Source organism: Phenylobacterium sp. (genome assembly GCF_036402295.1).
In the GTDB taxonomy this organism is placed as follows: Bacteria; Pseudomonadota; Alphaproteobacteria; order Caulobacterales; family Caulobacteraceae; genus Phenylobacterium.
The window spans coordinates 1-10,931 of the sequence record NZ_DASWTE010000434.1 but is presented as its reverse complement, the minus strand read 5'-3'; the positions used below and the strand labels follow the sequence as shown (position 1 = coordinate 10,931).

Annotated in this window: 15 protein-coding genes; 6 read left to right on the top strand and 9 right to left on the bottom strand. The window is 68.0% G+C overall.

Annotation, left to right across the window (positions count from 1 at the left end):
• Positions 1-181: 181 nt before the first annotated feature.
• Complete coding sequence (locus tag VGD44_RS24885) at positions 182-1,057, bottom strand: oxidoreductase (RefSeq protein ID WP_331091192.1); 876 nt, start codon at positions 1,055-1,057, stop codon at positions 182-184.
• A gap of 142 nt (positions 1,058-1,199) precedes the next feature.
• Between VGD44_RS24885 and VGD44_RS24880 the strand changes: the two genes are divergently transcribed.
• On the top strand, positions 1,200-2,084 hold the full coding sequence (locus VGD44_RS24880) for an AraC family transcriptional regulator (protein ID WP_331091190.1): 885 nt from the start codon (positions 1,200-1,202) through the stop codon (positions 2,082-2,084).
• 362 nt (positions 2,085-2,446) lie between these two features.
• On the top strand, positions 2,447-3,292 hold the full coding sequence (locus VGD44_RS24875; RefSeq protein WP_331091188.1) for a hypothetical protein: 846 nt from the start codon (positions 2,447-2,449) through the stop codon (positions 3,290-3,292).
• Between the two features lie 12 nt (positions 3,293-3,304).
• Here VGD44_RS24875 and panB read toward each other — a convergent pair whose 3' ends face one another.
• From panB to VGD44_RS24845, 6 genes are all read right to left on the bottom strand, one after another.
• On the bottom strand, positions 3,305-4,132 hold the full coding sequence (gene panB, locus VGD44_RS24870) for a 3-methyl-2-oxobutanoate hydroxymethyltransferase (RefSeq protein WP_331091186.1): 828 nt from the start codon (positions 4,130-4,132) through the stop codon (positions 3,305-3,307).
• The gene (locus VGD44_RS24865; protein ID WP_331091185.1) at positions 4,132-4,506 is read right to left on the bottom strand and encodes a hypothetical protein; all 375 of its coding nucleotides are present in this window, start codon (positions 4,504-4,506) and stop codon (positions 4,132-4,134) included. The genes panB and VGD44_RS24865 overlap by 1 nt, the downstream gene beginning before the upstream one ends.
• Positions 4,499-5,086, bottom strand: a complete 588-nt coding sequence (locus VGD44_RS24860) for a sigma-70 family RNA polymerase sigma factor (protein ID WP_331091182.1) — start codon at positions 5,084-5,086, stop codon at positions 4,499-4,501. The genes VGD44_RS24865 and VGD44_RS24860 overlap by 8 nt, the downstream gene beginning before the upstream one ends.
• A 24-nt stretch (positions 5,087-5,110) precedes the next feature.
• Positions 5,111-5,491 (bottom strand): DUF6249 domain-containing protein, encoded by a 381-nt coding sequence (locus tag VGD44_RS24855; protein WP_331091180.1) that lies wholly within the window; start codon positions 5,489-5,491, stop codon positions 5,111-5,113.
• 103 nt (positions 5,492-5,594) lie between these two features.
• The gene (locus VGD44_RS24850; RefSeq protein ID WP_331091178.1) at positions 5,595-5,765 is read right to left on the bottom strand and encodes a hypothetical protein; all 171 of its coding nucleotides are present in this window, start codon (positions 5,763-5,765) and stop codon (positions 5,595-5,597) included.
• 33 nt (positions 5,766-5,798) lie between these two features.
• The gene (locus VGD44_RS24845) at positions 5,799-6,146 is read right to left on the bottom strand and encodes an ArsC family reductase (RefSeq protein WP_331091176.1); all 348 of its coding nucleotides are present in this window, start codon (positions 6,144-6,146) and stop codon (positions 5,799-5,801) included.
• Positions 6,147-6,158: 12 nt separating this feature from the next.
• On the opposite strand from VGD44_RS24845, the gene VGD44_RS24840 reads away from it, so the two are divergent.
• The 3 genes from VGD44_RS24840 (at position 6,159) to VGD44_RS24830 (ending at position 8,456) form a co-directional block, all read left to right on the top strand.
• A complete protein-coding gene (locus tag VGD44_RS24840) occupies positions 6,159-6,413 on the top strand; it encodes a DUF2164 domain-containing protein (RefSeq protein ID WP_331091174.1) in 255 nt (84 codons plus the stop codon).
• A gap of 109 nt (positions 6,414-6,522) precedes the next feature.
• Positions 6,523-8,046, top strand: coding sequence for a hypothetical protein (locus VGD44_RS24835; protein WP_331091172.1), 1,524 nt, complete (start codon positions 6,523-6,525; stop codon positions 8,044-8,046).
• 17 nt (positions 8,047-8,063) lie between these two features.
• On the top strand, positions 8,064-8,456 hold the full coding sequence (locus VGD44_RS24830; protein ID WP_331091170.1) for a GFA family protein: 393 nt from the start codon (positions 8,064-8,066) through the stop codon (positions 8,454-8,456).
• On the opposite strand, the gene rpiB is transcribed toward VGD44_RS24830, so the two are convergent.
• Positions 8,457-8,906 carry a ribose 5-phosphate isomerase B gene (gene rpiB / locus VGD44_RS24825; RefSeq protein ID WP_331091168.1) on the bottom strand — a complete coding sequence of 150 codons (450 nt, stop codon included), beginning with the start codon at positions 8,904-8,906 and terminating at the stop codon, positions 8,457-8,459.
• A gap of 172 nt (positions 8,907-9,078) precedes the next feature.
• Entirely contained in the window at positions 9,079-9,429 is a 351-nt protein-coding gene (locus VGD44_RS24820; RefSeq protein WP_331091166.1) for a FecR/PupR family sigma factor regulator, read from the bottom strand.
• A gap of 367 nt (positions 9,430-9,796) precedes the next feature.
• Here VGD44_RS24820 and VGD44_RS24815 point away from each other — a divergent pair.
• Positions 9,797-10,931: hypothetical protein (locus VGD44_RS24815; RefSeq protein ID WP_331091164.1), on the top strand; the 1,135-nt coding region annotated here is incomplete at its 3' end.

The following is a 10,931-nucleotide window of genomic DNA, read 5'->3' as shown; positions in this document are numbered from 1 at the left end:
TGGCGAGCTTCGCCAGGAAGACGTCGGCTTCGTCGATCTCGGGCGGGGGGCCGGACATGCGGGCAGTGGAACACGGCCCTACGTCAGAAACGGACGTAAGGCGCCATTTCCATCTCAACTTTCTTTGTCATCCCGGTTTTCGCCGTGAGGCCAAAACCGGGATGACACCCATGGATGTGGCTCAGCGCCAGACTGCGCCCGAGGCAGACGCCAGCTGTGGGGCGTCGTCGGCGTCGGTGGTTTCGGACAGTTTCCGCCAGGCGTGCAGCTCGGCGCGCAGACGGTCGATCTTGTCGTCGATCATGGCGACGGCGTCGGACCCCGCGGCGAAGCGGAGCGGCGGCCGGTCGTGGTCTGCGAGCTCGACCAGCGCCAGCCCGAGTTTCGCGGGATCGCCGGCCTGGCTGTGGTTGCGGCTGTCCCAGAAGGCCCGGAGCTGGGCGGAGGCTTCCGCGTAGTCGTCGACGCGGCGCGAGCCGTACTGGACCGAGGTCTCGTCCAGGAAGTCGGTGCGGAAGAAGCCGGGCTCCACGACGGTGACGTGGATGCCGAACGGCGCCACCTCAGCCGCCAGCGACTCCGAGAAGCCCTCCACGGCGAACTTAGTCGCGCAGTAGAGCGTCCCGGCCGGCCCGCCGACCAACCCGCCGACCGACGAGATGTTGAAGATGCGGCCGGAGCGACGCTGGCGCATGAACGGCAGCACCGCGCGGGTGACGTTCATCAGGCCGAACAGGTTGGTGTCGTACTGGGCGCGCGCCTCGGCGTCGGTGGTCTCCTCGAAGAAGCCGAGGTTGCCGTAGCCGGCGTTGTTCACCAGCACGTCGATGCGGCCGAACATGGCGACGGCGGCGTTCACGGCCGCCCCGACCTGGGCGTCGTGCGTGACGTCGAGCGCCAGGGTGAGGACCCGCTCGCTGTCGGGGCCGAACGCCCGCTCCAGCGCTTCGTGGCGGCGGCCGGTGGCGACGACGCAGTCGCCCGCGGCCAGGGCGGCCTTGGCGATCGCCGCGCCGATGCCGCGGGTTGCGCCAGTGATGAACCAGATCTTGCTCATGGGGAGGTCTCCGATTGGGGAGCCTCCTTAAACAGCGCACGGCCGCTCCGGTGGTAGCGCGATGCTGGCAGCCTCTTGTACGATCCTATCAATCGAGGCGCTGTCGCTTGTGCCGGCATCCTGTACAGGCTTGGGATTGCGCATGGACCAGCTGCACGAACTTCGCACGCTCGTCGAACGGCACGGGCAGGAGGGCACGGTGGAGACGCCGCTGTCCGGCCTCACCATCTACCGCGCCTCCAGCCCGACCGAGCCCGTGCCGATCGTCTACGAGCCGCTCGCCTGCCTGATCCTGGGCGGGGCCAAGCGAACGGTGCTGGGCGACCGCGTGTTCCGGGTGGCCGGCGGCGACTACCTGACCGTCTCGATGGACCTGCCGGTGAGCGGACAGGTGATCGAGGCGCCCTACACCGCCGTCAGCCTGGCGCTGGACCTCAGCGTGATCGCCGGCCTGATGATGGCCGCGCCCGCCGCGGCGCCGTCGCGCGGCGCGCCGGCGCTGGAGGTGCACAGGGCCGGGCCCGACCTGCTGGATCCGTGGTTGCGGCTGGCGAGGCTGCTCGACCGCCCGCAGGACGCGCCGGTGCTGGCGCCAATGATCCAGCGCGAGGTGTTCTGGCGGCTGCTGCAGGGCCCCAGCGGGCCGATGGTCCGGCAGATCGCGCTGGCCGACAGCCGGCTGTCGCAAGTGAGCCGGGCGATCACCTGGCTTCGGGCCAACTACGCGGAACCGGTGCGGGTCGAGCGACTGGCGGACCTGGCAGGGATGAGCCCGGCGTCTTTCCACCGCCACTTCAAGGCGGCGACGGCGATGAGCCCGCTGCAGTACCAGAAGCAGATTCGCCTGCAGCAGGCGCGCACGCGGCTGCTGGCTCAGCCGGGCGACGTGGCGGGCGTGGGGTTCAGCGTCGGCTACGACAGCCCCAGCCAGTTCAGCCGCGAGTACGCCCGCCTGTTCGGCGCGCCGCCCGGGCGCGACGCTGCGCGGCTCCGGGATGCGCCGGAGATCGCCCAGGCGGTGGCCTGAACTCAGGCGGACGCCAGCGCAATGGCCTCGATAGGCTCGAGGGCAGGCTCCGGCAGGTGGACTCGACGACAGATCGCAGAGATGTGAGCGGACGGCGCCTGCGCACCTCTGCGTTGTGCGCCTGAGAGCTACGACCGCCCCCAGCTCTTTGGAGGCGCCCTGCCCCGCTGGGCAAAGTAAATTTCCGCCGACGTAAGGTTGTCACCTCCGCGCAATGCAATCGTAAACCGCACGAGATTGGTCGCCCTACAGTCTAGCTTTGACCCGATACTTCTTAATGACCGCGAATTGCCGCGCGACAGCTCAGTACATAACGATCTTTGTTTCGAGGAGAGGCGGGCGCCAACCAATGGGAGGCAGCCATGGCCAGGTCGAAGTTCACGAACGGCAACGACAACGTCACGCTCACCGCGAAGAAGGGTGAGCTCGCCAACGCCTTGGCGGGCGACGACACCGTCACCGGCGCACTCGGCGCTGATACGATCCAGGGCGGCGAAGGCAACGACCTTCTGAAAGGCGGCGGCGGCAACGACAGGGTCCTGGGCGAGGCCGGCGACGACACGCTCCAGGGCGACGCCGGCAGCAACGTGCTGCAGGGCGGCAACGGCGAAGACACCGTCGACTACAGCTGGTACGGCACGGCCCAGCCGATCTACATCAACCTCGCGGCCGGCTACGCGGTCGACCAGGTCGGGCTGAACGGCAATGCGCCACCTCCCGGATCGGGACAGACCTTCAGCGACTCGATCACCGGGGTGGAGAACGCGATCGGCGGCCTGAATACGCCGAACTTCATCGTAGGCGACATCGCCGACAACGAGCTGACCGGCGGCAACGGCGCGGACACGATCGTGACCGGCGGGGGCAGCGACACGGTCAACAGCGGAGCGGGCGACGACTACCTGGTCGCGACGAACGGCCCGCTCGGCAGCCCCGAACTGTTCAGTGGCGACGGGGAAGACGCCTTCGTCTTCCAACCCGGAGGACCTGGGTTCGTCAGCACCGACTATGATGACGCCGAAGATCAGCTGTTGATCTATCTCGGTGGCTACGATGACGCCGACTTCGAGATCGACGACTTCGGTGGCGACATCTTCCTCCGGATCGAATTCATCGACGGCGGTGTCGTCGTTGAAGACGTCCTGATCGATGTTCCGGACGACCTCACCAGCGCAGGCGCGACATTCCTGCCCGGCTACTTCATCTGAGCCACGCCGAGGCTATCCGGCCTTGGCGAAGTAGATCTCGGCGGGCCCCGGGAAGGTGCGGTTCCTGACGTCGTCGGCGTAGGCGGCGACGGCCTTGACGATCTCGCCGCGGATGTCGCCGTAGCGGCGGACGAACTTCGGCGTCCAGTCGAACAGGCCCAGCATGTCGTCGGTGACGAGGATCTGGCCGTCGCAGCCGGCCGAGGCGCCGATGCCGATGGTGGGCACCTCGATGGCCTCGGTGATCTCGCGGGCCAGGCCCTCGGCCACGCCCTCGACGACCACGGCGAAAGCGCCCGCCTCGGTGGCGGCGCGGGCCTCGTCCAGGATGCGGCGCCGCTCGTGGTCGGCCTTGCCCTTGGCCTTGAAGCCCCCCTCGACCATCACGGCCTGGGGACGGAGGCCCACGTGGCCCATCACCGGGATGCCGCGGCGGACCATGTACTCGATGTTCTCGGCGACGGTGGGGCCGGCCTCGACCTTCACCGCGTTGCAGCCCGTCTCCTTCATGACCCGGGCGGCATTGGCGTAGGCCACCTCGGCCGAGCCCTCGTACGAACCGAACGGCAGGTCGACGACGACCATCGCGCGGCGCGACCCGCGCATCACCGCCTGGCCGTGCAGGATCATCATGTCGAGGGTGACGCCCACCGTGTTCGGAAGGCCGTGGACGACCATGCCCACGCTGTCGCCCACCAGCAGCAGGTCGCAATGTTCGTCCAACAGCTCGGCCATCGGGGCTGTGTAGGCGGTGAGGCAGACGATGGGCGTCTTGCCCTTGCGCGCCGCGATATCCGGCGCGGTGACGCGCCGGACGGCCTCCTGCCGATGGCTGGACATCAGATCTCCTCGATCATCCGCGACACGACGAACCCCATGGCGAGCACCGCCATGCCAACCGCCACCCACAGGCCATAGCCTCCGGAAAGCGCCGAAACCATGTCCGTCGTGGGGGTCACGCGCGCGATCCCCTGGCCGACGAGCCGGGCCGAGTGCTCGGCCGTCTCGACGCGCTCGAAGAGGTTGGACATGAAGAGCTGGCTGGCGCCGATGATGCCGCCGGCGAGGCCAGCCGCCCCGATCAGCCAACGGCGGAGGTTCCAACCCCGGTCCAGCCTGCGCTCGATGCGCTCGGCGAAGGCCTTGGCGTCGGGCAGGTCGGGCGCTTCCCCGAAAAGGCGCTCCAGGCGGCGTTCGAAATCGACTTCAGCCATTGCCACGCCTCCCTTCAAGAACCGCACTGTCCGCCGGCGCCAGTCGCGCTCGGAGTTTCTCCAGACCACGTTTGACATGGGATTTGACCGTTCCAAGCGGCAGGTTCAAGGCCTCCGCCGCTTCCCCGTGGGAGAGACCCGCGCCGTAGCACATGGAAACGCAGAGCCGCTCGGCCGCGGAAAGGAGCTTGAGCGCCTCGTCCAGGTCGATGCGGTGGTCGGCGTCGCCGACGGCGGTGTCGGCCTCCTCGTCGTTCGTCCCTTCCGCCGCGAGGGCGGTGAGCCGCTTTTCGCGCTGCAGGCGGCGCAGGTACTGCCTGGCCGCGATACGCTTCACCCATCCCGCGAAGGTCCCTTCCCCCCGGAATTCCGTGATCCGCTCGAACGCCGCCAGGAGCGCGTCCTGGGCGACATCGTCCGCTTCGGCCGCCTGGGCGCCCATCCGGCGCAGGAGGCCACGAACGGCGGAGCCATGACGACGCACCAGCTCCCCGAAGGCGCGCCGCTCGCCGGCCGCAGCATAGGAGCAGAGCTCCACGTCATGCAGGCTGGCGAAACTCGAGATCGTTGCGCCCGACATGGGCATCTTCCCCCGATCGTCGAATTAAGGCTTGGCCTTGTTGAGCAGGCCGAGCGCGATGAACGCCAGGCCGATGAAGGTGGGGAACGCCGCCAGCCCCAGCATGGGGTAGAGCGCGTCCGGCCACTCGAAGCTGAAGGCCAGGCCGAAGGCCGCGAATCCGACGCCGACGCCCAGCCAGACGATGCCGGTGCGCAGGTCACGCTGCGGCGACGGCGGCAGGCCCGGGTGGCGGACGTTGCTCGACATCGCCTCGATGACCTCGGTGGGCAGGGGCTGGCCCTTCTCGATGGCGACGCGCAGCGTCTCGGCCATCTTCTGGCGCTCCATGCTCTTGAAGTAGCGCGGTGCAATCGCGATCGCGGCGATCATCGCGAACAACGAGAGCGGGATCAGGATCTCCACTTGTATTCTCCTCTCCAGGTCCAGAGGGGGCGGTTTTCAGCCCCTGTTCTGATGGTAAGAGACCTGGGCGCCCCTCACCGGATGCAGACGACCGGATGAAACCTTAGTCATGATTCCGGACGCCGCCGGGGACGAGCCGGCCGTCGAGCACGGCCACGGCGGTCGCGGCCAGCGTCAGGCAGCCTACCACCGGGACCAGGCCCTGGGAGAGCGTGGTGAGCAGCGGCGAGAGCGCGGGCCACAGCGCCCAGAGCTCCGGCCGCCCTTCACCCACGAGTCGCCGCGGACCGGGGCGTCGGATGCAGACCTAGTCGGAAAGTTGCGCGTAGGTCTCGGGCCTGAAGCCGACGGTGAGCTTGCCGTCCTTGGCCAGCACCGGTCGCTTGATCATCGACGGGTTGGCCAGCATCAGCGCGATGGCCTTGCCCTCATCGATCCCCTGCTTGTCGGCGTCGGGCAGCTTCTTGAAGGTGGTCCCGGCGCGGTTCAGCAGCACCTCCCAGCCCAGCTGGCGCACCCAGCCCTCCAGGGTGGCGCGGTCGAGGCCGGCCTTCTTGTAGTCGTGGAAATCGTAGGCGACGCCGTGCTGATCGAGCCAGGTCCAGGCCTTCTTCATCGTGTCGCAGTTCTTGATGCCGTAGAGCACAGCCGCCATCGTGGCCTCCGCATGTCGAAGATCGAGCTCCCCAAGGACACCCGCGACGCCCTGACCAGGGCCCTGTCGCGCTATCTCAAGGACGAGCTCGACGTGGAGGTGACGGGATTCGACGCCCAGTTCCTCCTCGACTTCATCATCGAGACGATGGGCCCCCACGTCTACAACCAGGGCCTCGCCGACGCCCAGGCGCTGCTCAGCAAGAAGCTGGACGAGTTCGGCGAGAGCATCTGGTCGCTGGAGAAGCCGGCCAAGCTGGCGCGGTGAGCGCGGCGCCGGCCGAGGCGCGGACGTAGCTGCCGCGGCGGTTGGTGCGGCGGTCCGCGATCACGCGTGACGCATCGTCGGGCGCGTGCGTAGCATGCGCGCTATGGGGGTGGCTTCCACAACGGGCGGGAACGGCGCGGGCGTGCGGCCATGGCTGGTCCTGCTCGGCGTCGCCGTGAGCCTGGTCGCGCCGATTCTGGCGTTCGGGCCGCCCCAGACGGACTCGGCCTGGTACAACCACCTCTGGACGCTCGAGATCGCCGAGGAACTCGCTCGCGGCGATCCCTATCCGCGCTGGCTGTCCGGCAGCTTCGAGGGCCTGGGCAGTCCGACCTTCTATTTCTATCCGCCGCTGGCGTTCCTGGTCAGCGGAGGCCTCGACTTCGTGGGGTTAAGCACCAACGCCGCGATCGGGGTCACGGCGCTAGTGTTCCTTGCCGCGTCCGGCGCGGGCATGTTCACCTGGCTGCGGTTCCGCCGGGCGCCGCATCCGCTGCTGGGCGCCGGCCTCTACATGGCCGCGCCCTACCACCTGTTCGATCTCTATCAGCGCGGCGCGCTGGCCGAGTTCGCCGCGTTGGCCTGGCTGCCGCTCATCGCGCTGGGCATCGAGGCCCTGCCGCGACGTTGGGCGGTCCCCCTGCTGGCGACCGCGACCGCTGGGCTTCTGCTCACCCACCTTCCGATGGCGCTGCTTGCGGGCGTCTTCCTCATCGCCCCCGCCAGCGTCGCGGCCGTGTGGCGCAACCGCGGCGCCCTGCTACCCGGCCTCTTCGCGGGGGCGCTGGGGGTCGGGGCCGCGGCCTTCTACCTCCTGCCGGCGCTGACGCTCCAGGGGCACATCTCAGAACATCTGCTGTGGGAGCCTCACTTCCGGCCACAGGTCTGGTTCTTCTGGAAGCCGTTCCCGGCGGAGCTGGCTTTCCTGCCGGTGCTGGCTGTCGTGCTTGCGATCTGCGCCGTGCGACGGACCGCCTTCTGGGGCCTCATCGCAGCGGGTTCGGCGGCCGCGGCCGTCGGCGTGATCCCCTCGATCTGGGATATCCCTCTGCTGGCGAAGGCGCAGTTTCCGTGGCGCCTGTTGGGCGTCGCGGAGTTCGCGGCCATCACCGCGCTTGCCGAGGCCTCCTCACGCCGACGCCGGGCGGGCGCCGTCGCGCTGGCGCTCTTCACCGCGCTCCTCGCCGTGCTGAACTTCGCGCCGCGGTTCCTGGTCCCGCCCGACACGCCGGCGCTCCATGCATCTCGTTTCGACGCTCCCGAGTACCTGCCGCGAGACTTCCGGCCGCAAGGGCTCGACCGAACCGCCCGGAAGCTGGACCTCAGCGCCTATCGTGACCTGCCCGCAGGGCCCGCGATCACGGTGGAGCAGCCGGCCCGTGTCGTGCTGCGTCAGACCGCGTTCCCGATCTGGCGCGTGACGCGCGACGGACAAGCCGTGGCGAACCGCGGTCCCCTCATCACGTTCGATGCATCACCAGGCGTCTACCGGGTCGAGCGCGTCATGTTGTGGCAGGAGCAGGTGGGCGCGCTGGTCAGCGTCCTCGCGCTGATGCTGCTGTTGGTCACCACTGCGTGGTCGTTCGCGAGGCGCAGCGCGGCGACGGATGGCGGGGCGGACGCCCGAAGCTAGAGTGGAGGAGACGCGGCATGGATCGGTTCACCGGCGGCTGCCTGTGCGGCGAGGTCCGGCTCGTGGCGACGGGACGGCCGTACCGGGTCGGCGTTTGTCACTGCCTCGACTGCCGCAAGCATCATGGGGCGCTGTTCCATGCGTCCGCGGTGTTCCCGCAGGAAGCGGTGACGATCGAGGGCGAGACCCGCGACTACGGCGGGCGGCGCTTCTGTCCCCGCTGCGGCTCGTCCGTCTTTGGGCGCACCGCGGACGAAATCGAAGTGAACCTGGGATCCCTGGACGCCCCCGACCAGCTGACGCCGACCTACGAGCTCTGGACGGTCCGCCGCGAGGCGTGGCTGCCGCCGTTTCCGGTCGCCCGCCGCTACGACCGCGATCGCGAGGCCACCGGACGCTCCGAGCCCTAGCTAACCCTCCAGCGCCCGGATCATATCCACCCGCGGCGCATGCCGGCCGCCGTCGAACGGGGCGGCCAGGAAGGCGTCCACGATGTCGAGCGCGAGGCCTTCGCCCACCACGCGCGCGCCGATCGACAGCATGTTGGCGTCGTTGTGCTGGCGGATCATGCGGGCGGAGAACGTGTCGGAGCAGACGCCGCAACGGATGCCCTTGACCTTGTTGGCCGCCATCATGATGCCCTGGCCGGTTCCGCAGAGGATGACGCCGAGCCGGCAGTCGCCGGAGGCGACGAGCCGCGCCGCCGCTTCGCCGTGCTTCGGATAGGGCGTACTCTCCGGCGTCGTCGGTCCGATGTCGACCACCACCCAGCCCTGCGCCGCGATGTGCGCCGCGATGGCCTGGCGGAGCGGAATCGCGGTGTGGTCGCTGGAGAGAACGACGCGGTTGCTAGCCGTCATGGGCCCTACTCCCACTCGATTATCAATAGAAACACTAAGGACTTGAAACCGCGATAGATCTGAATTCACAGAGATTTGAGTTACCGCCAGGCATACCGTCAGAATCTTTCGCTGGCGGATTGATGATGTGACCCACATCAGCAATCGGGGACTATCAACAACCCGCCGATCCCTACCGACGCACTGAGCGATCGCCGTCTTTTACACTGCGATTGAGCAGCCTGGCCATATGCAGTGCGTCCTCTTCAGACATGTGCTGCTGCGGGGTCGAGGCGATGATCGCCGTCTCCCCGGTCCAGATGTCGATCACCTTGAAGCGTTCCGTCTCGGGCCGAACGACGAACCGGTCGACGCGCTTGCGGCCGGCCTCCATCGCGTCCCAGACACGACGGTTCGCAGGATCCCGGCGCCAGGCGAAGAACGCCTGCAGCTGGTCGGTGTCGATGCTCGTGCGGCTGAGCTTGGCCACCCACTCGGTGGCGGCGGCCCGTCTTTCGCGCTCCAGGTCGCCGTCTTCGCTCATAGCGGCCATCTTCAGAAAACGCCCAGTCGTCGGTCCCGTTGATACGAGCCCGGCGACCCCGGACGTCCGAACGCTAATCTCGCGGCCCGACCCCGCCAAGGCGCGCCGGAGTCTTCCACCGCGAAGGCTGGGGACAACCGGCAGACCGCCGCTGTCCGCCGCGATGCAGGGACGGCGCGACCCTTTCCCAAAGCGCAGCTTTGACACAGACCCAGAATGCATGAACAACATGTGACAAGTTGAGGTTGTTCTATTGGCGTCCATGGATGTCTTGCGTGATCAGGATGCAGCGACGCGAAAGGCGACCCTTGCCCGCATCCTGAAGGATCGAGATCGATGAGGCAGCTACAGCGCCTGGGGGCCTGAAATGGCGGGATTGACGCGCCGGACGCTCACGGCGAGCATCGTCTCACTAATTGGCCCGCCGGCTTTCGCCCGAGGTGGCCAAGTAAAGATCCCCTTCGCGCTCACCCACAATGTCCCTTCGACGGCGGGAACCGTGAACGGGCGGGCGGCTGGCCCGCTCCTGATCAGCACCGGTCACGCCTGGGTGACGTTCGAGCGCCAGATCCTGCAGAACGCCGGAGCGGTTGAAGCGGGCGCAAGTTGGGCCGACACGGCGCTGGGACGGCGACAGGCCAGCTTCTACGGAACCGACCGCATCGTACTGGACGGGCGCCTGACGCTGAACGACTACTACGTGGCGAGCCTTCCGCCAGGGACCGCGGACCCAGACTTTCAAGGCGTGGTGGGCGGCCTATTCGGCCGCCGCGCCGCGATGTTCGACTTTGACGCGCGCACCCTGATGATCGGACGAAGAAGCCAGTTCACCACAGAGGGCTTCCGACCGCTCCGCTCGCTCGGCGGGCCGCCGGCCCGAGTTTCGGAGACAAGTACATTTAGCCGCTGGGGGCCTGTGACCCATGTGGCGTTTGAATGGAATGCCCTTTTCGATCGCCGCCCAATCGTGAAGGCCGTGCTTGACGGCCGGGAGCTTCGACTTCTGCTCGATACGGGGTTTGGTGGTGCGGTGCTGCTCTACGGAGAGGGGCGCCAGAAGGCGGCGCCCGACGGGCAGGCTTGGCTGTTCGGAGAGGGACCGGCGACAAGGATCGAAAGAGCATCCCAACTTGAACTCGGCGGTATCCGCCTCAAAGATCCCGTGGTCGAGTACGTCCAGGACGGCGTCCAGCCGCACCATTCGGCCAAGACGATCGATGGTATCGTCGGCATGGAGGTCCTGCGGCGGACGCAGCTCCTTCTTGATCTCGGACGCGAGGAGGTCATGCTCAAGCCGAACGCCGCGCTGAATGACCCGTTTGACTACAACCGCTCGGGAATGAGTCTGACAAAGGTCGGCCGCGACATCCTCGTTGCAAGGGTCACCTCTGGAGCGCCCGCCTGGCGAGCCGGGTTGCGCCCGGGCGACAAACTCGTCCGTTGGGACGGCGCGGCCAGCCTTCGCGGGCTGAGCCAACGGTTCAGCCGACCGCCTGGCGCCA

Bases quoted from the DNA above. Each gene is read 5' to 3' on its own strand.
- VGD44_RS24885 (WP_331091192.1), bottom strand. From the start codon at position 1,057: ATGAGCAAGATCTGGTTCATCACTGGCGCAACCCGCGGCATCGGCGCG.
- VGD44_RS24880 (WP_331091190.1), top strand. From the start codon at position 1,200: ATGGACCAGCTGCACGAACTTCGCACGCTCGTCGAACGGCACGGGCAG.
- VGD44_RS24875 (WP_331091188.1), top strand. From the start codon at position 2,447: ATGGCCAGGTCGAAGTTCACGAACGGCAACGACAACGTCACGCTCACC.
- panB (WP_331091186.1), bottom strand. From the start codon at position 4,132: ATGTCCAGCCATCGGCAGGAGGCCGTCCGGCGCGTCACCGCGCCGGAT.
- VGD44_RS24865 (WP_331091185.1), bottom strand. From the start codon at position 4,506: ATGGCTGAAGTCGATTTCGAACGCCGCCTGGAGCGCCTTTTCGGGGAA.
- VGD44_RS24860 (WP_331091182.1), bottom strand. From the start codon at position 5,086: ATGTCGGGCGCAACGATCTCGAGTTTCGCCAGCCTGCATGACGTGGAG.
- VGD44_RS24845 (WP_331091176.1), bottom strand. From the start codon at position 6,146: ATGGCGGCTGTGCTCTACGGCATCAAGAACTGCGACACGATGAAGAAG.
- VGD44_RS24840 (WP_331091174.1), top strand. From the start codon at position 6,159: ATGTCGAAGATCGAGCTCCCCAAGGACACCCGCGACGCCCTGACCAGG.
- VGD44_RS24830 (WP_331091170.1), top strand. From the start codon at position 8,064: ATGGATCGGTTCACCGGCGGCTGCCTGTGCGGCGAGGTCCGGCTCGTG.
- rpiB (WP_331091168.1), bottom strand. From the start codon at position 8,906: ATGACGGCTAGCAACCGCGTCGTTCTCTCCAGCGACCACACCGCGATT.
- VGD44_RS24820 (WP_331091166.1), bottom strand. From the start codon at position 9,429: ATGAGCGAAGACGGCGACCTGGAGCGCGAAAGACGGGCCGCCGCCACC.